Source organism: Enterobacter sp. 940_PEND (genome assembly GCF_001059415.1).
Lineage (GTDB): Bacteria > Pseudomonadota > Gammaproteobacteria > Enterobacterales > Enterobacteriaceae > Enterobacter > Enterobacter cloacae_M.
Genome location: NZ_JUMS01000058.1, coordinates 93,945 through 114,859, shown reverse-complemented (window position 1 = coordinate 114,859; position 20,915 = coordinate 93,945). Strand labels below are relative to the sequence as shown.

Annotated in this window: 18 protein-coding genes; 5 read left to right on the top strand and 13 right to left on the bottom strand. The window is 55.9% G+C overall.

What is annotated here, in order from left to right; all coding sequences use genetic code 11:
• Positions 1-27 precede the first annotated feature (27 nt).
• The 9 genes from recC to rppH all read right to left on the bottom strand — a co-directional run bounded on the left by recC (position 28) and on the right by rppH (position 9,980).
• Entirely contained in the window at positions 28-3,402 is a 3,375-nt protein-coding gene (gene recC, locus ADJ24_RS09520) for an exodeoxyribonuclease V subunit gamma (RefSeq protein ID WP_023309041.1), read from the bottom strand.
• 12 nt (positions 3,403-3,414) lie between these two features.
• On the bottom strand, positions 3,415-3,738 hold the full coding sequence (locus ADJ24_RS09515; RefSeq protein ID WP_023309042.1) for a prepilin-type N-terminal cleavage/methylation domain-containing protein: 324 nt from the start codon (positions 3,736-3,738) through the stop codon (positions 3,415-3,417).
• Positions 3,723-4,124, bottom strand: a complete 402-nt coding sequence (locus tag ADJ24_RS09510; RefSeq protein ID WP_032667920.1) for a DUF2509 family protein — start codon at positions 4,122-4,124, stop codon at positions 3,723-3,725. The genes ADJ24_RS09515 and ADJ24_RS09510 overlap by 16 nt, the downstream gene beginning before the upstream one ends.
• On the bottom strand, positions 4,121-4,681 hold the full coding sequence (locus ADJ24_RS09505) for a prepilin peptidase-dependent protein (protein WP_032667921.1): 561 nt from the start codon (positions 4,679-4,681) through the stop codon (positions 4,121-4,123). The genes ADJ24_RS09510 and ADJ24_RS09505 overlap by 4 nt, the downstream gene beginning before the upstream one ends.
• Positions 4,672-5,136: a prepilin peptidase-dependent protein gene (locus ADJ24_RS09500; protein ID WP_032668262.1), complete on the bottom strand. Its 465-nt coding sequence runs from the start codon at positions 5,134-5,136 to the stop codon at positions 4,672-4,674. The genes ADJ24_RS09505 and ADJ24_RS09500 overlap by 10 nt, the downstream gene beginning before the upstream one ends.
• A 184-nt stretch (positions 5,137-5,320) precedes the next feature.
• Positions 5,321-6,115, bottom strand: coding sequence for a thymidylate synthase (gene thyA, locus ADJ24_RS09495; RefSeq protein WP_014885081.1), 795 nt, complete (start codon positions 6,113-6,115; stop codon positions 5,321-5,323).
• A gap of 6 nt (positions 6,116-6,121) precedes the next feature.
• Positions 6,122-6,997, bottom strand: coding sequence for a prolipoprotein diacylglyceryl transferase (gene lgt, locus ADJ24_RS09490; RefSeq protein ID WP_023309046.1), 876 nt, complete (start codon positions 6,995-6,997; stop codon positions 6,122-6,124).
• A gap of 193 nt (positions 6,998-7,190) precedes the next feature.
• The gene (gene ptsP / locus ADJ24_RS09485) at positions 7,191-9,437 is read right to left on the bottom strand and encodes a phosphoenolpyruvate--protein phosphotransferase (protein ID WP_023309047.1); all 2,247 of its coding nucleotides are present in this window, start codon (positions 9,435-9,437) and stop codon (positions 7,191-7,193) included.
• Positions 9,438-9,449: 12 nt separating this feature from the next.
• Positions 9,450-9,980, bottom strand: coding sequence for an RNA pyrophosphohydrolase (gene rppH / locus ADJ24_RS09480; RefSeq protein ID WP_013098553.1), 531 nt, complete (start codon positions 9,978-9,980; stop codon positions 9,450-9,452).
• Positions 9,981-10,663: 683 nt separating this feature from the next.
• Here rppH and mutH point away from each other — a divergent pair.
• From mutH to ADJ24_RS09465, 3 genes are all read left to right on the top strand, one after another.
• Positions 10,664-11,356 carry a DNA mismatch repair endonuclease MutH gene (mutH, locus tag ADJ24_RS09475; protein WP_023309048.1) on the top strand — a complete coding sequence of 231 codons (693 nt, stop codon included), beginning with the start codon at positions 10,664-10,666 and terminating at the stop codon, positions 11,354-11,356.
• Between the two features lie 128 nt (positions 11,357-11,484).
• Positions 11,485-11,703, top strand: coding sequence for a YgdI/YgdR family lipoprotein (locus ADJ24_RS09470; protein ID WP_008499668.1), 219 nt, complete (start codon positions 11,485-11,487; stop codon positions 11,701-11,703).
• Between the two features lie 131 nt (positions 11,704-11,834).
• Positions 11,835-12,875 (top strand): NADP(H)-dependent aldo-keto reductase, encoded by a 1,041-nt coding sequence (locus ADJ24_RS09465; RefSeq protein WP_023309049.1) that lies wholly within the window; start codon positions 11,835-11,837, stop codon positions 12,873-12,875.
• A 93-nt stretch (positions 12,876-12,968) separates the two neighbouring features.
• Here ADJ24_RS09465 and lplT read toward each other — a convergent pair whose 3' ends face one another.
• Both lplT and aas read right to left on the bottom strand, forming a co-directional pair.
• The gene (gene lplT, locus ADJ24_RS09460; RefSeq protein ID WP_023309050.1) at positions 12,969-14,162 is read right to left on the bottom strand and encodes a lysophospholipid transporter LplT; all 1,194 of its coding nucleotides are present in this window, start codon (positions 14,160-14,162) and stop codon (positions 12,969-12,971) included.
• Positions 14,155-16,314, bottom strand: a complete 2,160-nt coding sequence (gene aas / locus ADJ24_RS09455) for a bifunctional acyl-ACP--phospholipid O-acyltransferase/long-chain-fatty-acid--ACP ligase (protein WP_023309051.1) — start codon at positions 16,312-16,314, stop codon at positions 14,155-14,157. The genes lplT and aas overlap by 8 nt, the downstream gene beginning before the upstream one ends.
• A 623-nt stretch (positions 16,315-16,937) precedes the next feature.
• Here aas and galR point away from each other — a divergent pair.
• Positions 16,938-17,954: an HTH-type transcriptional regulator GalR gene (galR, locus tag ADJ24_RS09450; RefSeq protein ID WP_023309052.1), complete on the top strand. Its 1,017-nt coding sequence runs from the start codon at positions 16,938-16,940 to the stop codon at positions 17,952-17,954.
• On the opposite strand, the gene ADJ24_RS09445 is transcribed toward galR, so the two are convergent.
• Complete coding sequence (locus ADJ24_RS09445) at positions 17,915-18,391, bottom strand: GNAT family N-acetyltransferase (protein WP_032668263.1); 477 nt, start codon at positions 18,389-18,391, stop codon at positions 17,915-17,917. The genes galR and ADJ24_RS09445 overlap by 40 nt on opposite strands.
• Positions 18,392-18,620: 229 nt before the next feature.
• On the opposite strand from ADJ24_RS09445, the gene ADJ24_RS09440 reads away from it, so the two are divergent.
• The gene (locus ADJ24_RS09440; RefSeq protein WP_023309054.1) at positions 18,621-19,658 is read left to right on the top strand and encodes a LacI family DNA-binding transcriptional regulator; all 1,038 of its coding nucleotides are present in this window, start codon (positions 18,621-18,623) and stop codon (positions 19,656-19,658) included.
• Here ADJ24_RS09440 and lysA read toward each other — a convergent pair.
• Entirely contained in the window at positions 19,628-20,890 is a 1,263-nt protein-coding gene (lysA, locus tag ADJ24_RS09435; RefSeq protein WP_023309055.1) for a diaminopimelate decarboxylase, read from the bottom strand. The two genes, ADJ24_RS09440 and lysA, sit on opposite strands and share 31 nt — an antisense overlap.
• Positions 20,891-20,915 lie beyond the last annotated feature (25 nt).

Here is a 20,915-nt window from a genome sequence, read left to right as displayed (position 1 = left end):
CCATGCTGCGCAATTTTTATACAGCGCTCAGGACTGATTAAATTTAAACAACGGCAGCAGGTAGCGCTGCGCCTCTTCCGTGATGGCCTCAAAGTACTCTGGCTCAAGCGTTCGCCATAAGCGCTGATACCAGACATCTTCACCTTCGCCCCGCACCATCATGTTACCTTCGTAGGCCTGCATAAATTTACTGCGCGCTTTCTGCAGTGACGCCTCATCCGTTAACATCGCATCATTCTGTACGTCATAACAGGCTTTTATCCAGGCGCCGCCACTTTCCGGCAGTACCAGGAGCGGTTTGTTCATTCCCTGACGGTAGCCCTCAATGTACAAAGACAGATACCGTAACGCCTGCTCAGACTCCATCGGCGGGAAGCGCCATTCGCCCTCTTTGCGCACGAAAATCCGACTTTCACCTTTATGACCATCCGCACTGTAGACAAGATGTTCCAGCCAGAGTTGCAAACCCTGTGAAACGCTAAGCATAGAGGGCCGCCAGCGCAGCAGCCCGTCCGGCTGAACCTGGGTTAACCAGCCCGTGAGCTGTACACCATTGCAGTTGAGATCGATTTCAATGCTTTTCCCTGGCTGTCGGCACGCTCTTACGCGCTCTGCCAGGGCGGTCATCTCCTGACACTGCGCCTCCCAGACAATTTCCCCGAACGCCCCATAGGGCAGCTGCCCTGCAGCACGGTAGCGGCGATAAAGTTTGTCAGCATCTTCCTCTTCAACCAGCGCATTCAACAGCTGCAGGTTTAACTGGTAGCGCTCCAGCCCTTCCAGCGTAAAGGGCTCTGCATCAGGAATTTCACTCTCTTCAGAACGGAAGTTGACCTGCAATCGCTGCTGGAAGAAGGCGCGCACCGGATGCGCCCAAAACCGCTGAAGCTGTTCAAAGGTCAGGGTATCGACAGGGCGCGGGTCAAGTTCCTGTATGAAATCGGTATGCGCACTCCCCTCCTTTTTCGCTGCCGGTAACCACTCCTGCGCATAGCTCTGGCGCTCGCTGGGCGTGTAGTTCACCGGCTCAAACGGCATGCGGCTGTGGAAACAGGTGATATGAGATTTCACCCTCTTCTCGCTTTCATCGCAGTTGCGCTCTTCATCCCCCGGCAGATAGTGACTCTGGCCGATATAGTCCACCAGCTCCTGCACCAGAACGGAGGGAAAACGCTCGCTGTTGTCCTGAATGGAACGGCCGATATAGCTGATATAGAGCTTACTCTGGGCGGAAATGAGCGCCTCAAGGAAGAGGTAGCGGTCATCATCGCGGCGGCTACGGTCGCCCCGCTTTGGATCTGCGCTCATCAAATCGAACCCCAGCGGCGCCAGCGCGCGCGGATAAACGCCGTCGTTCATGCCAAGCAGACAGACCACTTTAAACGGGATAGAACGCATTGGCATCAGGGTGCAGATATTGATGGGACCTGCCAGGAAACGCTGGCTGATTCGCTCCTGATCGAGCCGCTGCGTCAGCTCATCCCTTAACAGCGACAGCGGGATGGCCTCCTGATAGTGGGAGTTCACGCCTTCGTCGATGATCGCCTGCCACTGCGTTTCAATCAGTGCCATTGCCGCTTCGGTGTCACTGTCTGGCAGGAAGAAATCATTAAGCAATGCCCTGCAAACCGGAAGCCACGCTTCAAGCGGACGCGGCTGCATCAGCTCGTGTCGCCAGCGGTTAAGCTGCATCAGGAGTGACGCTAAATGCCCCACCAGTTCAGCAATTAACCCGCTGGACTCATCGTAAGGCAGCACCTCATTCCACTCGCCCTGGCTGCTCTCCATGGCGTAGCCCAGCAGCATACGCGTCAGGCCAAAACGCCACGTGTGCTGCCCGGTAGGAGGAAGTTCGAACTCCTGAACGTTATCGTCATCGATCCCCCAGCGTACGCCAGATTCGTTCACCCACTGACGAAGGTAGCGCAGCCCCTCTTCAGTGATGTTAAAGCGTGCAGCCAGCACGGGAACATCCAGTAACGCCAGGACATCTTCGGAGATAAAGCGGCTATCCGGCAGTGAAAGCAGAGTGATAAAGGCCTGCAGTGCCGGATGCGACTGGCGGGCACGACGGTCAGAGATAGCGTAAGGCAGATATCGCTCGCCCGTCGCACTGCCAAAAACGGCCTGAATGAAGGGACTGTAGCTGTCGATATCCGCCACCATCACCACGATATCGCGTGGCGTCAGTTCGGGATCGTCCTGCAGCATCGCCAGCAGCTGGTCGTGAAGCACTTCGACCTCACGCTGAGGGCTATGGCAAACGTGGATCGTGATGCTGCGATCGTCAGCATCCAGCTTGCGCTTGCTGTCGCTACGTTCGAATTCGTTCGCCGTCACGCCCATCACGGCACGGTTTTCCAGATCGAGGATATCCAGCTGAATATGATGCAGCAGGCTATCAGGGGCAATATCGACAAAGGCATCCACGTCGCCTTCGCCTGATGAAGTGATGTCTGAAAGCATGTGAATGTAGTCACGCCCCAGCTTCCCCCACGAGGCAAGCAGTGGATTGGGCAGGTTCTGGATACCGTCTTCATCAAAAAGTTGCCCGGCAGTCGAGCCGTCTTTAAACAGCGGGACGGAACGTTCTTCAAAAAGGCGCTTTCGTTGGCGAGTTACCAGCCGCGCAAGCCAACGTTCGTCGAGGATATCCCCCCAATACTGTCGGCAAGGGTTGGTGAACAAAATATGGATATCAATATGTTTACCCAGCGCGTTCAACGCCTTCAGATAAACAGGCGGTAAGGCGGATATCCCGCAGATAAAAACGCGTGACGGCAGTCGGGCCGGGCGCTCCGGGGCATTCTCGAGTATTGAGATAAACCGCTCGTACAGGTTGGCACGATGCCACTTAGGCTGCCCAAGTTTCTCCGTATGCTCTACCAGTGCTTTCCACAGCGGTGCCTGCCATATTTGCGCCTCCGGTAGCCCTTCAACCAACTCGCCCGCTTCCCAACGAATTAACCAGTCAGAACGGTAAACAAGGTATTGGTCGTAGAGATCGGCGGTACGCGACGCCAGCTGGAACAGCTTGCGCTTATCGGTATCGTCATTGAGGTAGTGGCGCAGCATGGCGAATTCATCGTGCTGCAGCATTTCCGGCAGCAGCGCCATGAGCTTCCAGCTCATGCCTTGTTTGTTGAAGGCGCTCTGCTCCGGGATGTCCGGCAACACGCGCACAAACATCTCCCAGATAAAACTCGCGGGCAGCGGGAAATCAATATTTGCGGCTATGCCAAATTTACGGGAAAGCGACATTTGCAGCCACTGTGCCATACCGGTGCTCTGCACCAGCACCATTTCAGGCTCAAAAGGATCGTCAAGCCGCTCGCGCTCAACGATAAATTCCATCAGCGCTTCCAGCACATCCAGACGATTTGAGTGGTAGACCCTTAACATAGACGCTCCCGACTACTGGCTAACCGGGCAATGCAGACGCGTTATCTCACCGCGCCGCCCCAGAGGAGAAATAAGTGTGACCGTGATGCTGACACATCCTGCGTGCGTTGTCTGCCCCCGACTGGCCTGCCAGCCTGCCGGGAGAACGTTTGTTGAGAGCTGAGACTGATTCCAGGCATGGTGCCAGAGCTGGCGATACTGATTAAACAGGGTAAACCGCGCCGCCAGCGCCCGGTGATAACCGGACAAAGCCGTCACGACGATCACCAGCAGCATCATCGCCAGCAGTACCTCAACCATGCTAAACCCTTTTTCTCTGTTTACGGCAGCTGGCATAACGCGCTCTCCTTAAGGGGACAAAAATCACTCCAGCCGTGAGGCGAAAAGCGAACGTTCCCGTCGACAATCTCTCCTGAGCGCCAAAGCAGCAGGCCGCTGTCTCCGGCAATCAGCAGCACACGTGCCCCACTCAGCTGGCGCAAACACACTCGCCACGCCGGTGTCTCCTTGCACTGAACCTGTGTCTCTGACGACCAGCTCTGAACCCGTCCCCATTCAAGCGCGGACTGCACCGTCGCCTGCTGCTGAATCGAACTTTTCTCACCGCCAACGAGCGCGCTAAAGGTTGTGAGCTGCTGATTGAGACCGGTGAGGATCAGGGTACCGAGCACCAGTAAAAGCAGAACCATCGCCAGCGAAGACATTCCGCGTTGACGATTCACAGGTTGTACCCCGTGACCGTATACAACGCCTGCCAGGGTTCCCCCTGCTCGCCTTTACGAATCGCCGCCAGTTCGATATTCACCTCTGGCGCAAAACCGGCATGTTCCACTGTCCTCACCACAAAATGCGCGATCGTTAGCCTGTCCGGGTCCGTGAGCTTTTCCCATCCTTTTCCTTCACATGAGGTCGCTCCACGCTGGGTTTCAAGCGCACCAGACTCCAGTCGAAAACCGTTGCTGTCATTTTCTGATGAGCTGTTATCCCAACTGCCGTTACTGTTGGCATCCCACCGCACAATGACGCAACTTCCTTGCCTGGCGGTCACCAGCGCCTGTCCCTGACAGTTTCCCGCACAGTACCCCGCACGCTGGAGCTGTTTGCCCAGGGCAAACAGGTGGTGCCAGACCTCTTCCTCCAGTTGTCTCTGGCCAGATTGCGCTAAGACCGCCCGCTGCAAGCCGGGTAAAAAACGCGATGCGCTTATCAGCAGGAGGCTGCTAATCGCCGTGGCAATCAGAACTTCAGTCAGTGAGAAACCACGCTGCTTCATCGACATGAACCTCCTGCAGAGACCTTACACATCCTGATGCGTCCTCCATTTGAGACAATAATCAGCCATTCTCCCGCACGGCTTTGAACGCGTATCCGCCCTGCCCATGCCGTATCCTTTAATCCATAGAACGCGAGCGACGGCGTTACCTCGCCGATCGCGACCTCAGGCCAGAGTGGTATCAGCACAAAGGGACTGCCCTTCTCACAGCCTTGCACGGCAGAGCTCACCAGACAATCCATGCCTGCCACCCGCAGACGGGTAATTTGATGGTCGCGGTTGTAGCGGTTGGCATGGTTGCGCAGAAACAGCAGGTAATCTCGCACCTGACTGGCGGTTTGCCACAGCCGCTGCTGCCGCTGCCAGCTGTCCCAGCCGTACAGCCCTGAGGCGCTGAGGATAACGACAAGCGAAATCGCGACCAGCGTTTCGATAAGCGTAAAACCGTTCTCTTTTTTCATACCGGGAGTGTGGCGAAGCGCCGTGAACATGACGAGCGACGGTTCTTCGTTTTACGAGGCGTTATCCGAGGAATTGAGAGTGTTGCAGCGCGTTGCACGCTTTCTGGATAGCGCTTCGGGAAACGGGATAAAGGCGAAAAAAAACCGGCGCTAAAGAGCACCGGTTGTGTCACGCTTTATCGCATCAGATAGCGACAGGCGCTTTGATGCCCGGATGCGGGTCATAGCCCTCAATCTCGAAATCATCAAAGCGGTAGTCGAAGATTGATGCCGGTTTGCGCTTGATAATCAGCTTCGGCAGAGCACGCGGTTCGCGAGTCAGCTGGAGATGCGTCTGTTCCATATGGTTGCTGTAAAGATGGGTGTCCCCACCGGTCCAGACAAAATCACCCACTTCCAGATCGCACTGCTGCGCCATCATGTGGACCAACAACGCATAGCTGGCAATGTTAAACGGCAGGCCGAGGAACACGTCACAGGAGCGCTGGTAGAGCTGACAAGAAAGCTTTCCATCCGCCACATAGAACTGGAAGAACGCATGGCACGGTGCAAGCGCCATTTTATCCAGCTCGCCGACGTTCCAGGCGGAAACGATGATTCGGCGCGAGTCCGGATCGTTTTTCAGCTGGTTCATCACGGTGGTGATCTGGTCAATATGGCGACCATCAGGCGTCGGCCAGGCGCGCCACTGCTTGCCGTAAACCGGGCCCAGGTTGCCATTTTCATCTGCCCACTCGTCCCAGATTGAGACGTTATTTTCGTGCAGATACGCAACGTTGGTATCGCCTTGCAGGAACCAGAGCAGTTCATGAATGATCGAGCGCAGGTGGCAGCGCTTTGTCGTCACCAGTGGGAAGCCTTCTTGCAGATTGAAGCGCATCTGGTGGCCAAAAATGGAGAGCGTACCGGTGCCGGTGCGGTCGTTTTTCGGCGTGCCCTCGTCGAGCACTTTTTTCATCAATTCAAGATACTGTTTCATGGTTCCTCAGGAAATTTGTTGCTGTGGACGACGACGATACGCCCAAATCATCATAATGGCACCCGCGACAATCATCGGAATGGAGAGGATCTGCCCCATGCTGATGTACTGTACCCATTCGCCGGTAAACTGTGCGTCAGGCTGACGGAAGAACTCGACGATAATACGGAATGCGCCGTAGCCAATCAGGAACAGGCCGGAGACAGCGCCCATCGGACGCGGTTTGCGGATAAACAGGTTGAGGATGATAAACAGCACCACGCCTTCCAGCGCCAGCTCGTACAGCTGAGACATATGGCGCGGCAGAACGCCGTAGGTATCAAAAATGGACTGCCACTCCGGGTGTGATGGCAGCAGCGCGATATCCTCTGCGCGGGAGCCCGGGAAGAGCATCGTGTACGGCACGCTCGGGTCGACGCGGCCCCACAGCTCACCGTTGATAAAGTTACCCAGACGGCCAGCGCCGAGACCAAACGGGATCAGCGGTGCGATAAAATCTGAAACCTGGAAGAAGTTGCGTTTGGTGCGTTTGGCAAAAATCACCATCACCAGGATCACCCCAATCAGGCCGCCGTGGAAGGACATGCCGCCATCCCAGACGCGGAACAGATAGAGAGGGTCATTCAGGAATACCGGGAAGTTATAGAACAGCACATACCCAATACGGCCACCGAGGAACACGCCGAGGAAGCCCGCATAGAGCAGGTTTTCAACTTCGTTTTTCGTCCAGCCGCTGCCCGGACGACTGGCGCGACGGCCAGCGAGCCACATGGCAAAAATGAAGCCCACCAGGTACATCAGACCGTACCAGTGAAGCGAAACAGGTCCTACTGAGAAAATGACCGGATCAAATTCCGGAAAATGCAGATAACCACTGTTCATCTGTCACCACAAGATGTTGTTATTCCGCTGAAAGTGGACAGCGGTAGAAATGCGATTCTGCCGTAAGCAGAGGCTCCAAAGTTGCGAATCATAGCACAAGGCGGGCGCGGAGGATGCGCCAGAGATGTAAAAGATGTGTATAGGGTTTTATGCGCGCTGGAGCCCTCTCCCGGAGGGAGAGGCAGAAAGATGATTAGCGGCCGCCGCGGATCAGGCCGCCCATACCGCGTCGTTCCATAAACGCTGCGACCTGATGACGAACCTCTGCTGCCAGCTGCGCGTCAAGGCTGCGTTCAGCCAGCTCGCGGGCATCGTTGATGTCGATATGCCGCAGCAGGTACTTCACGCGGGCGACAGCGCGACCGTTCATCGACAGATGGCGGTATCCCAGACCAATCAGGATCGCAACGCACATTGAATCCCCGGCCATTTCACCGCACAGGCGTAAATCAATGCCGTACTGTTCCGCTTCACGGGCAATCATCGCTAACGCGCGAATGATCGCCGGATGCAGGCTGTCGTAGATACTGGCGACACGGGTGTTGTTACGGTCGACGGCCAGAATATATTGCGTCAGGTCGTTCGTGCCGACAGAGATAAAATCAACACGGTTTGCCAGCTGCGGCAGCATAAAGACCATAGACGGCACTTCAAGCATCACCCCGATCCGCGGTTTCGGGATCGCATAGCCGATCATCTCTTCCACTTCACGGCCTGCACGTTCGATCAGTCGCCGGGACTCGTCGATCTCATCAATGCTGGTGACCATCGGGAGTAAGATGCTGAGATTGCCCGTCGCCGCGTTGGCGCGCAGCATTGCACGCACCTGGATCAGGAAGATCTCCGGCTGATCGAGCGTAATGCGGATCCCACGCCAGCCCAGGCACGGGTTTTCTTCGCTGATCGGCATATAGGGCAGCTGTTTATCCGCGCCGACATCGAGGGTTCGCAGGGTGACAGGTTTGTCGTTAAACATCTGCAGCATCCCCTGATACTGCGCCACCTGCTCCTCTTCGGAGGGGAAACCGCTCTGCAGCATGAACGGGATTTCAGTACGGTACAGGCCAATACCGTCGATGCGGCTGCCAAGCTTTTCTTCATGCTCAGGGCTTAAACCGGCGTTGAGCATGACTTTGATCCGCTCTCCGCTCTTAAGCTGTGCGGGCAGGTTAACGTCATCCTCCGCCAGCTTGCTTAATTCATTCTCTTCGCTGATAAGTCGCTGGTATTCCTGGAGCAGAACCGGCTCAGGATCGACCAGCAGCTCACCGCGATAGCCGTCAACCACCAGCGTACGGCGGTGCAGTACCGACGGCTGGATGTCGGCCCCCATTACGGTTGGGATACCCAGCGCGCGCACCATAATGGCGGCATGCGAGTTGGCGGCACCATCGCGCACCACCACACCGGCCAGCCTGTCCTGGGGCAGTTCAGCCAGCGTCGTTGCCGAGAGTTCATCGGCGACCAGAACAAACCGTTTTGGCCAGGCATTCGGCCCCTGAATGGTGTCATCGAGATGGAACAGCAGACGCTGTCCCAGGGCGCGGAGATCGCCAGCCCGCTCTTTCAGGTAACCGTCGGTCAGTGCCGCAAATTGGTCGGCAAATTTTTCGATGACCTTCTTAACCGCCCACTCTGCGACCGAGCCTTTATCCACTTCCGCAAAAAGCTCACGACGCAGACGCGCGTCGGAGAGCAGATGCGAATAGAGGTCGAAGATGGCCGCCGTCTCTTTCTGTGCGCCTGCGGCAAAACGCTTGCTGTAACGACGAAATTCATTCGCCGCCTCTTCCAGCGCAGCGGTAAGACGCTCGCGCTCAAGCGCTTCATCAAGCGTAGAGGCTTCGTAAACCTGCTCCATCAGCGGCAGCGTGGCGTCCATCCAGCCTTCCGCAATCGCTACGCCTGGCGATGCCGGAAGGGCACGAATGCGCGTATGGCGATACTGACCAAAGAGCGCGGCAAGCTGGGACTGGGAGAGGATCGCCGCCATCTGCGTGGCCAGCGTGACGAGGAAAGACTCTTCGCTTTCATCGTACTGACGTAGCTCGCGCTGCTGGACTACCAGCACGCCGAGCAGCTGGCGACGCTGGATAATCGGCACGCCAAGGAAAGCGCGGAAGCGCTCTTCTTTTACGGAAGGGATGTATTTAAAGCTGGGGTGTTTTTGCGCATCAGCAAGGTTGATGGGTTCAGCCAGCCGCCCAACCAGACCCACGATACCTTCATCAAAGGCAAGCGTGACGGTGCGTCCACGTGGTTTTTTCAAACCACGGGTCGCCATCAGGTAATAGCAGCGCCGATCGTGGTCGGCCAGATATACCGAACAGACCTCGGTCTCCATCGCAAGACAGATGTCAGTAACCAGAATATTCAGCGCCTCGTTCAGACGCGGAGCACTGGCCACCTTCTCGACTATTTCTCGCAAGCGGGTGAGCATGATTTGCGTAGCTTAACCTCTTTTACGTCGCCAGGCAGGTGCGCTCTGCGGCTTAGGCGGGATCTCCTGCAGCTGCATTACCACACTTGCAAACTCTTTCATCACCCTACGGTAAACATCGCGTTTAAATGACACGACCTGACGAACAGGATACCAATAGCTCACCCAGCGCCAGCCATCGAACTCCGGCGTACTGCTGGTTTGCATATTGATGTCTGAATCGTTGCCCACCAACTGCAACAGAAACCACTTCTGTTTCTGGCCGATACAAACCGGCTTTGTGTCCCAACGCACCAAACGTTTCGGTAACTTGTAACGCAACCAGTTGCGGGTCGAAGCCAGGATGCGAACATCTTTTCGGCTCAAACCGACCTCTTCAAAAAGCTCCCGGTACATCGCTTGTTCTGGGGACTCTCCCGGATTGATCCCGCCTTGCGGGAACTGCCAGGAGTGCTGACCATATCGCCGGGCCCACATTACCTGGCCCTGACGATTACAAATTACTATTCCTACGTTCGGGCGGTAGCCATCGTCATCAATCACCGGACTACCCCAAATTAAACCTTATATATGAATGATTGTTTCACACTACAGGGAGGCGGTAAACCACTCTCTTACAGGGCTGCAACCTAATAACATTTGAATAACTCACAAATAAGTACTGAGTTATAAACAGATGAGAGGCAGTGAAGGGAATTTTATTCACCTTTTCTGTGGATATAGTTGTGAAGAAGTGTCTGATTACCGATGAACAACCTCAAACCCTGTTTTGCCAACGCTTTCGAGTCATTCAAATAATTCAATATTTTTCATAAAGTTAAATGTGTTTTTATGAACAAAAAACAGAATAGCGTGACGATCGTCACATCAGGGATCGTCGTACTGATGAAAGATCGAACAGCGTCGGTTTTATCCACAGATTGTGCCAATAAGTTAGTCACAATTTGTTTGAAAATTCGATTTTCATCGCACGTCAAGGCTGTAAATTGAAACAGTAGTCAGGGTTATGCCCAGTTATCCCATTTTTCTGTGGATAACATGGTGTAAGATCCTGTTCATTGTCAGTGACCAGATTTGAACAACCGGTTTTCTGAGTCTGGTGAAACGATTTAAAAGCAATAAAAAAACCTATAAATCATATACATGGAATATTGGTACAGAAATAGTTAAACTCTATCCACAGGGGACAATTTCTTCGTTTATTTTTTAATCAAAAGGTTACCTTCATGCATCTGCTTACACCCTTGCTCTCACCGCCGTCCAGCGAGGGCCAGTTGCTACAGCAGGCACAGCGTCTGGCAGGCTTTTCGCTTGGCGAGCTGGCGGCAATGGCAGGGCTTCAGATCCCGAAGGATCTAAAACGGGATAAAGGCTGGATCGGCATGCTGCTCGAGCTGTGGCTGGGCGCCAGCGCAGGGAGCAAACCCGAGCAGGATTTTGCAGCGCTTGGCGTGGAGTTAAAAACCATCCCCATAGACAGCCAGGGCAAGCCCCTTGAGACCACCTTCGTCTGCGTTGCGCCATTAACCGGCAACACCGGCGTGACGTGGGAAACCAGCCACGTTCGCCACAAGCTGAAGCGCGTGTTGTGGGTGCCGGTTGAAGGTGAGCGTCAGATCCCGCTGGCTGAGCGTCGCGTTGGCGCGCCGCTGCTCTGGAGCCCGAACGACGATGAGGAGCAACAGCTGCGTCTGGACTGGGAAGAGCTGATGGACATGATCGTGCTTGGGCAGGTAGAGCGCATCACCGCCCGGCACGGAGAAGTATTACAGCTGCGCCCGAAAGCGGCCAACAGTAAAGCGCTTACCGAGGCAATTGGCGCGCAGGGCGAGCCGATACTGACGCTGCCGCGCGGTTTTTATCTCAAAAAGAATTTCACCGGCGCACTCCTGGCACGTCATTTCCTCCTAAAAACATAGTTTTTTACTTATTTTGCGAGCTCCCAAACATAATCGACTGCTTTTTAAGATTTTACCGCTTCCTCCTGTTGCAATATCAGGTTAAAACTAAACTATGATTTGATACGCGCCAGATGAGGACGATAACGATGAAAAAATGGGCAGTGTTAGTTTCAGCAGTCGGTTTAGCGTTTGCCGTATCGGGCTGTAGCAGCGATTACGTTATGGCGACAAAAGACGGTCGAATGATCCTGACCGACGGCAAACCCGAAGTCGACGATGATACCGGTCTGGTCAGCTACCGCGACCAGGAAGGCAATAAAATGCAGATCAATCGCGACGAAGTATCGCAAATTATCGAGCGATAAACAGAGAGAGGTCAGTCGCTTGCTGGCCTTTTTGATTTTTTTCTTCCCCTTTTGCTTCCCCTCTGCCATGTTTATATTCCTTTGTCGGGCACGCCCTGACGCGGTCTATAAGTCTACTGAGGAAGCCGGCTATGCATTATCACCGTATCCCCCACAGCGCTCTGGAAATAAGCCAACTGGGGTTGGGCACGATGACATTTGGTGAACAAAACAGCGAAGCCGATGCCCATGCACAACTCGATTACGCCGTCAGCCAGGGGATTAACCTGATTGATGTCGCGGAGATGTACCCTGTTCCGCCACGTCCGGAAACGCAGGGACTTACCGAAACCTACGTCGGTAACTGGCTGGCAAAACGCGGCAACCGTGAAAAGCTGGTGATTGCCTCAAAAGTCAGTGGTCCCGCGCGCAACAACGATACCGGGATCCGCCCGAATCAGATCCTCGATCGTAAGAATATCCGCGCCGCACTGGACGCCAGCCTGAAGCGCCTGCAAACCGACTACCTCGACCTGTATCAGGTGCACTGGCCGCAGCGTCCAACCAACTGCTTTGGTAAGCTCGGCTATAGCTGGAATGAGAGCGCCCCCGCCGTAACGCTGCTGGAAACGCTGGAAGCGCTGACCGAGTGCCAGCGCGCGGGAAAAATCCGCTACATTGGCGTCTCTAACGAAACGGCCTTTGGCGTAATGCGCTATCTGCACCTGGCGGATAAACACGATCTGCCGCGTATCGTCACCATCCAGAATCCGTACAGCCTGCTTAACCGTAGCTATGAGGTTGGTCTGGCCGAAGTGACGCAATATGAAGAAGTGGAACTGCTCGCCTATTCCTGTCTCGGCTTTGGCACGCTGACGGGGAAATACCTGAACGGCGCGAAACCGGCCGGGGCGCGAAATACCCTCTTTAGCCGCTTTACCCGCTACAGCGGCGAGCAGACGCAGAAAGCCGTTGCCGCCTATGTGGATATCGCAAAGCGTCACGGTCTTGACCCTGCCCAGATGGCGCTGGCCTTCGTACGCCGTCAGCCGTTTGTTGCCAGCACCCTGCTGGGCGCGACCACGATGGAACAGCTGAAAACCAATATTGAGAGTTTCCATCTGAACCTGAGTGAAGAGGTGTTAGCGGAGATTGAAGCGGTGCATCAGGTTTATACGTATCCTGCGCCGTAATAAAAGCAAAACGGCAACGCACGTTGCCGTTTTTAGGGTTTGCTCCCTCTCCCTGTAGGAGAGGGCCAGAGTGAGGACATCAGGCCGCACTTATCAGCGCCGACGTTGCCAGATCCACAATCCCGCAATCGCCAGCGCAAACAGCCCGCCAAACCCGACGCCAATCCCCACCACCGGCACACCGACTTTTACCGCCAGCGAGTAGAGCCCCAGCATTAGCAGCATCGCCAGGTTTTCACCCAGGTTTTGTACCGCGATGGCATTCCCCGCCCCGATGGTCTGCTTGCCACGTTCCTGCAGCAACGCGTTCAGCGGCACCACGAAGAAACCGCCCAGAATACCAATCAGGATGAGGAGGACATACGCAGGCAATAATGCATGTTGCAGCGAGAAAATCAGCACCACGACGCCAATCAGGATCCCTGCGGGCATGCAGCGTGCTACGGTCTCTAGCGTCACCAGCTTCGCCGCCGCGCCAGCTCCCACCACAATGCCGATGGCCACCATCGCGTTAAGATAGGTCGGCGTCGCGTTGTCGGTAATTCCCAGCGCCACCGGCACCCACAGCACCAGCAGGAAGCGCAGCGTGACGCCCGCCCCCCAAAACATACTGGTTCCCATCAGGGAGAAACGCGTTTCTCCGTTACGCCACAGCACGCGACAGGCGGTAAAGAAACTGCCTGTCATCGGTTTAAAGCGCCAGGATTGCCCCGGGCGAGCCACAGGTAGCTTAGGAATAAACAGGTTCGCCACAACTGCCCCGCCATACACCACCGCGCAGATGCCCAGTGCCGCCAGGACATGCCAGTCGGCCAGTACGCCGCCCGCGACGGATCCAAGCAGGATTGCGGCGATGGTTGACGACTCCATCAGGCCGTTGGCTTTCACCAGCTTATCGCCCGTGGTCAGTTCTCCGAGAATGCCGTACTTAGCCGGGGAGTAAGCGGCAGCGCCAATGCCCACCAGCGTGTAACCAATAAACGGATTGAAGCCAAAGCAAATGCTGGCGGCACCCAGCAGCTTGAGACCGTTGGCAAACATCATCACCCGGCCTTTCGGGAAACTGTCCGCCACCTGCCCGACGAACGGAGCAAAGATAATGTAAGCGCCCACAAACACCATCTGCAGGATCGGCTGGCTCCAGTCGGGGTAAAACTCGGCCTTCAGCAGCGCCAGCGTGGCAAACAGCAGCGCGTTATCACCAAACGCAGAGAGAAACTGCGCAGCGATAACGGCCATCATGCCTTTCGATCTGAGCGATGTGTTAGTGTGTACTGACTCACGCATTTTGCTGTTCCGCCTCTTCAACCATGCCTTTCAGGGTCACGAAATCGGGCTTCCCGCTACCCAGCACCGGGAGCTGCTTCAGGAAGCGAATATCGCGCGGCACCGCCAGTTCAGGAATACCGTGTTCACGCGCATAGCTCAGTAACCTGTCGCGCTTAAGCTCAGCGTCAGTCGTAAACAGCACCAGCGCCTCGCCTTTGCTGGCATCACTCTTCACCACCGTCGCATGCATCTTATCCGCGGAGACGGCCGTCGCCAGCTGCTCAACCATTTCCAGAGAGACCATTTCACCGGCGATTTTGGCGAAGCGCTTCGCGCGTCCCTGAATCTGTACAAAGCCTTGTTCATCAAAACGGACAATATCACCGGTGTCGTACCAGCCGGTTTCAACCTCGCCGTTGACGTTTTCAGCCGTCGGCACCTCAAGCACGCCTGGGTTTTCCACGCGCAGATAACCGTTCATCACGTTTGGCCCTTTCAGCTGCAGACGGCCACCGTCCTCAATGCCCGGCACGGCCAGCAGACGCGCATCCATCCCCGGCAGAATTCGGCCAACAGTACCCGGCTTCGCCGCCATCGGTACGTTAATCGAGACCACGGGAGCACACTCGGTAACGCCATAGCCTTCGAGAATGCGCAGGCCAAACTTGTCCTGCCAGATCTGACGCGTGCTCTCCTGCAGTTTTTCCGCACCGGCCACCACATACCGCACGCGATAGAAGTCATACGGATTGGCGAAGCGCGCGTAGTTGCCGAGGAAGGTTGAGGTGCCGAACAGAACGGTGCAGTTACGGTCATACACCAGCTCCGGCACAATGCGATAATGCAGCGGGCTTGGATAAAGGAACACTTCTGCGCCGGTCAGCAGCGGCGTAAACAGCCCCACCGTCAGGCCAAAGGAGTGGAACAGCGGCAGCGCCGACATAAAACGGTCATTCGCGGTAAAGTCGGCAATGCTTTTGATCTGTTCAACGTTCGCCAGAATGCTCTTGTGGCTGTGGACGACGCCTTTCGGGTTGCCCTCCGATCCCGACGTGAAGAGAATGATCGCGTCATCTTCCGGCTGCTGTTTGACCTGCGCCAGACGCGGCATCAGCAGGTGAGCAAAAATCCACAGCTTGTCGCCGGTGGTCACGTCCGCTTTCAGATCCTCCAGGAAGACCCAGCGCACCTGGGTGAGCTGCTCGGGAAGATGCCAGAGCTTGCCTTTGTCCAGGAACTGACGAGAGGTAAAGACGGTATTAATCTGGGCAGCGGTGATGGCGCTGGTCAGCCCTTTCACGCCCGCCGTGTAGTTCATCATTGCCGGGATGCGCCCCCGGGAAACCGCACCAAAAATCACCGCCGCGCTGATGCCTGCGTTAGGCAGCATCAGGCCAATCTTTTCGCCCTTCATGCTGTATTTCTCAAGAATGCGGCCCACAAAGAGGGTCTTAGTCAGCAGCTTGCGATAGGTATCCGGGGTAAAGTTGATGTCTTCGATGCAGTTTTTCTTCGCGCCATAGCGGTGCTGCGCGGAAAGCAGAGATTCGTACAGCGTTTCGCGCGGACGCACGGCCATGCGCGCTTCCATCATAATCTGATGCAGCATTTCCCCGGCGATTTTACGGCGATCGCGGGCACGCGGGGCGTCCGGCATCGGTAACGACGTGGGCGGCAGAATATGCAGCGTGATTTTTGGGAACAGACGCTGCTTCACCAGCCCCTTCAGTCGGCTGAAATGGGTCAACTCTGCGCCTTCAATACGCAGCGGCACCACGGTCGCTTTTGATTTCGCTGCAACAAACCCCGCGCCATCGTAGATTTTCATCAGCGAACCGGTCACGGAGATACGCCCTTCCGGGAAAATAACCACCGGACGCCCCTGCTCAACCAGACGCACCAGATGCTTAATCATCATCGGCTTTGTCGGGTCGAGCGGCACAAAATCAATCAGCGGCGTGAGCCAGCGCATGTACCACTGCTGGCTGATAGAGGTATAGACCGCAAACACCGGGCGCACGGGTAAAAATAGCGCCAGCAGAATGCCGTCTATAAAGGAAACATGATTTGGCGTGATAAGAACGCGTTCGCCGCGAAGCGCCTGGGTATCGCCAGTAACGCGGATGCGAAAAAGAATACGGAAGAGTGTACGGAAGAACCCAAATAGCATCTCAACTCCCTTTGCCAGCCAGTGTGGAGGGTTGATAGTAAATGGTGGCAGATTACACGAGAAGTGATACGGGAGCGACAGCAAAAGTGGAGGCGAAAAAAAACCTGCGCATCCGCGCAGGTTGGTGCAAGAGATGAGTACGAAACCGTACTAAGAATTCTCACCAATCAATACCTCTGGGATCTTGATTGTGGTCGTTCGACCTGCGCTTCGCCAGCAGGAAAACGCAAGGGAATGAGCCGAAGTGCAACCAGGTGTGAATATTTTCTATTGCTGTTACAGGTTGAACTTTCAGGCAAAAAAAAACCTGCGTAAAAACGCAGGCTGGTGTAAGCGTGTTAATCAACCGGAGTTGACTCCACCTATCAATACCTCTGGGATTTCGACTGTATCAACCTCTCTAACATCCTTGCCATCGGACAATCGCAACAGCCTGACGCAAAGTGTAACCAAAGGTTCAGATTGACATTCTTCAGACATGACTGCGCGTGTAACGATTACACTACCAGTGTTGTCCTGCGTCACGTTTGTGGAGAGCGAAAATCCGCTCCCCTTGAATGCGCGGCGCTTTTCCGCAACACTATTTGGTGTGTAAACGCTTACCCCCAATAAGAAGGTAATGAATGGCGACAATAAAGGATGTGGCCCGTCTGGCAGGTGTGTCGGTGGCAACCGTCTCTCGAGTGATTAACGACTCCCCAAAAGCCAGTGACGCATCGCGCCAGGCGGTACAAACCGCCATGGAATCCCTGAATTATCATCCCAATGCCAATGCCCGCGCGCTCGCCCAGCAGTCCACCGAAACCATTGGGCTGGTAGTGGGTGATGTTTCCGACCCCTTTTTCGGCGCCATGGTGAAAGCGGTTGAACAGGTCTCTTACCAGACAGGCAATTTTTTGCTGATCGGCAATGGCTATCATAATGAGCAAAAAGAACGCCAGGCCATCGAGCAGCTGATCCGCCACCGCTGCGCCGCGCTGGTGGTTCATGCCAAAATGATCCCGGATGCCGAGCTGATTCACCTGATGAAGCAGATGCCTGGAATGGTGATCATCAACCGCATTATTCCCGGGTTTGAAAAACGCTGTGTGGCCCTCGACGACCGCTACGGAGCCTGGCTTGCGACCCGTCATCTGATTCAACAGGGCCATACCCGGATTGGCTATCTCTGTTCCAATCATCCGATTTCTGATGCGGAAGACCGCCTGCAGGGCTACTACGACGCCCTGCGCGAAAACGGCCTGCCGTGTAACGATCGTCTGGTGGCCTACGGTGAGCCGGATGAGAGCGGCGGTGAACAGGCCATGACCGAGCTGCTGGGTCGCGGACGAAATTTCACGGCGGTTGCCAGCTATAACGACTCCATGGCCGCGGGGGCAATGGGGGTGCTGAATGACAACGGGATTGAGGTTCCGGCAGAAATTTCGCTGATTGGCTTCGACGACGTGCTGGTCTCTCGCTACGTGCGCCCGCGGCTGACCACCGTACGCTACCCGATTATCACCATGGCGACGCAGGCCGCCGAGCTGGCGCTAGCGCTGGCTGAACAGCGCCAGCCGCCGGATATTACGCATCTGTTTAGCCCGACGCTGGTTCGCCGTCACTCCGTTGCTTCACCTGCGGAAGCGCAGAGCGAATAACGATAGAGGTGAACCCGCGTGTTGGGGTATTCCAGCCCATCACCGATATACTGCCAGCCGTAACGTTCGTAGAAGTCGCGGCAGGCAGACCAGAGGTGCAGTTCTTCATATCCCGCCTGCGCGGCCCAGGTAATAACGTGCTGCTGTAGCTTTCCTGCCAGCCCCTTGCCTCGCGACGCGTCGTCAACGTAGAGCGCCGCCAGCCACGGAAAGAGATCCTGACGCGTGATCAAATCGCAGCGCCAGAGCCCTACCGTACCAACAAGCTTTTCGTCTTCAACGGCGATAAAGGTCAGCGGTAATGCTCCCGGCGTCTGGCTATGCTCAATAATGCTGTGGAAAAATTCCCGGGAAAGCCCTTCGCCAAAGGCCTGCCAGAGCCAGTCGGTGACCTGCTCCGCATAGTGCGGTGCCTGGTAAAGCGGGAGGATAGCTATCTTTTTCACGTTTCACCTGCGTTTTCTCATCTATTTGCTGGCCTGTCGCCCCAGCTCGGTTCGGCGATTACTTTACCAGAGTCAGACTATTTAGTTTTACTTCAGGCATGCATGACGGATCGTGACCAAAAAGCGTGATCGTGGCAGAAGTTTTGCGCTTCCCGCATCGCTTATACGCCGTGAGGTCTGTGTTAAACTGCAAATCATTACGTGGAAGCAGGAATGTAGAATGGCAACAATGCTGGATGTCTCACTGCGTGCGGGCGTGTCGAAGGCTACCGTCTCGCGCGTGCTGAACGGCACAGGTCAGGTTAAAGAGAGTACGCGTCAGCAGGTCTTTGCTGCGATGGAAGAGCTGGGCTATCGCCCGAACTTTCTCGCGCGTTCGCTGGCTAACCAGACCAGCAACAGCATTGGCCTGGTCGTCTCGACCTTCGACGGCTTTTACTTTGGTCGTCTTCTCCAGCAGGCGTCGCGGCAGACGGAAACTCACGGGAAACAGCTGATCGTCACCGACGGTCACGACGCGCCGGAACAGGAAGAACAGGCGGTGCAGATGCTGGCCGATCGCCAGTGCGATGCCATCGTGCTTTACACGCGCTACATGAGCGAAAAAGCGATCGTCAAACTGATGAACACCGTGAAAACGCCGCTGGTGGTCATTAACCGCGAAGTGAGCCAGGCGCCAGATCGCTGCGTGTTTTTCGAACAGCAGGATGCCGCGTTTAAGGCCGTGGATTACCTGATCGCCCAGGGCCATCGGGAGATCGCCTGTATCACCGTTCCGATCCACACCCCAACCGGGAAAGCGCGGCTGATGGGCTACCGTAAGGCGCTGGAAAAGCACGGCATTCGCCTGGACGAGCGTCGGATAAAGTACGGCGATGCGGGAATGACGCGGGGATACGAGCTGTGCAAGGAATTGATTGTCGACGGTGTGCCGTTTAGCGCCCTGTTTGCCTGTAACGACGATATGGCCCTGGGGGCGTCCAAAGCGTTACACCAGGCAGGGCTTAAAATTCCGCAGGATATTTCACTGTTCGGCTTTGACGATGCCCCAAGCGCGAAATGGCTGGAGCCTGCGCTCTCATCGGTTTATCTGCCCATCGACAACATGATTGTCACGGCCATCGATCAGGCGATCCGGCTGGCAAAAAACCAGCCGGTCGATGCCATCCCGCCGTTTACCGGCACGCTGGTGTTACGCGATTCGGTTACAACGGGGCCATACTTTCATCAGATGAGTTCTAAAGCCAGCAGTTCCTGAATGGTCTGACGACGACGGATCAGCCGTGCCTTGCCGTTATCAAACAGCACTTCCGGCAGCAGCGGGCGACTGTTGTAGTTAGATGACATCGACGCCCCGTAGGCACCGGTATCATGCAGCACAAGATAATCACCCGGTTTGACCTCTGGCAGCGCGCGGGTCTCCACTTTGCCGCCTTCCTGCTGGGTAAACACGTCACCCGATTCGCACAGCGGGCCCGCAACGACCGTCTCAACGCGCGGCGCCTGCGTTAAATCACGGCCGTCGGCGGCCAGGGCGGTAATGTGGTGATAGCTGCCGTACATGGACGGACGCATCAGATCGTTAAAGCCTGCATCAATCAATACGAAGTGGCGAGACCCCATCTCTTTTACGCTGCGCACCTGCGAAACCAGCACGCCGGCTTCCGCCACCAGGAAACGACCCGGCTCAATTTCCAGCTTCACCGAGTGGCCCAGATGCGCGGCGATTTGGTCACGCGCGGCGCTCCACAGACCGTAGTAGTGATCGGTATCGATCGCCTCTTCGCCTTCGCGATAAGGAATGGAGAGACCGCCACCGGCTGAGATCGCCTCCAGATCCTGGCCGAAGTCGACAACCTGGCGCACCATCGCACCGCACACCTGCTCCAGGTGGCCGTAATCGACGCCAGAGCCAATGTGCATATGAATACCCACCAGCTTCAGGCCGTAGCGCTGTAATACCTCCAGCGCGGCAGGCATATCGGCATACCAGATCCCGTGCTTGCTGTTTTCACCGCCGGTATTGGTTTTTTGGCTGTGACCATGACCAAAGCCCGGGTTCACGCGCAGCCAGACGCGATGGCCGGGAGAAACCTGACCCAGCTGATCCAGCATATCTACAGAACCGGCATTCACCGGGATCTGCAGTTCGTGGACGCGCGCAAGCGTCGCATCGTCGATCACATCGGCAGTAAAGACGATCGCGTCGCTGTCGGCTTTTGGATCGTATCCGGCCGCCAGCGCGCGCTCGATTTCGCCGAGTGAAACGGAGTCAACCTTCACGCCCTGCTCACGCATCAGGCGCAGAATATGAATATTGGAGCAGGCCTTCTGGGCAAAACGCACCACGTCAAACTGATGCAGGGCGGCGATCTTCTCGCGAACGATCTGCGCGTCGTAGACCCACACCGGACAGCCAAACTCGGCAGGCAGGCGCAGCAGGTTGTCGGCGTTCAAATCGGTATCGGTCTGGTTCAGCGGGCGTGGCATGGTCTTCTCCAGGTAAATGCGTTTT

Coding starts and splice junctions, on each gene's coding strand:
- recC (WP_023309041.1), bottom strand. CDS start 3,402: ATGTTAAGGGTCTACCACTCAAATCGTCTGGATGTGCTGGAAGCGCTG.
- ADJ24_RS09515 (WP_023309042.1), bottom strand. CDS start 3,738: ATGCCAGCTGCCGTAAACAGAGAAAAAGGGTTTAGCATGGTTGAGGTA.
- ADJ24_RS09505 (WP_032667921.1), bottom strand. CDS start 4,681: ATGTCGATGAAGCAGCGTGGTTTCTCACTGACTGAAGTTCTGATTGCC.
- ADJ24_RS09500 (WP_032668262.1), bottom strand. CDS start 5,136: ATGAAAAAAGAGAACGGTTTTACGCTTATCGAAACGCTGGTCGCGATT.
- thyA (WP_014885081.1), bottom strand. CDS start 6,115: ATGAAACAGTATCTTGAATTGATGAAAAAAGTGCTCGACGAGGGCACG.
- lgt (WP_023309046.1), bottom strand. CDS start 6,997: ATGAACAGTGGTTATCTGCATTTTCCGGAATTTGATCCGGTCATTTTC.
- ptsP (WP_023309047.1), bottom strand. CDS start 9,437: ATGCTCACCCGCTTGCGAGAAATAGTCGAGAAGGTGGCCAGTGCTCCG.
- mutH (WP_023309048.1), top strand. CDS start 10,664: ATGCATCTGCTTACACCCTTGCTCTCACCGCCGTCCAGCGAGGGCCAG.
- ADJ24_RS09470 (WP_008499668.1), top strand. CDS start 11,485: ATGAAAAAATGGGCAGTGTTAGTTTCAGCAGTCGGTTTAGCGTTTGCC.
- ADJ24_RS09465 (WP_023309049.1), top strand. CDS start 11,835: ATGCATTATCACCGTATCCCCCACAGCGCTCTGGAAATAAGCCAACTG.
- lplT (WP_023309050.1), bottom strand. CDS start 14,162: ATGCGTGAGTCAGTACACACTAACACATCGCTCAGATCGAAAGGCATG.
- aas (WP_023309051.1), bottom strand. CDS start 16,314: ATGCTATTTGGGTTCTTCCGTACACTCTTCCGTATTCTTTTTCGCATC.
- galR (WP_023309052.1), top strand. CDS start 16,938: ATGGCGACAATAAAGGATGTGGCCCGTCTGGCAGGTGTGTCGGTGGCA.
- ADJ24_RS09440 (WP_023309054.1), top strand. CDS start 18,621: ATGGCAACAATGCTGGATGTCTCACTGCGTGCGGGCGTGTCGAAGGCT.
- lysA (WP_023309055.1), bottom strand. CDS start 20,890: ATGCCACGCCCGCTGAACCAGACCGATACCGATTTGAACGCCGACAAC.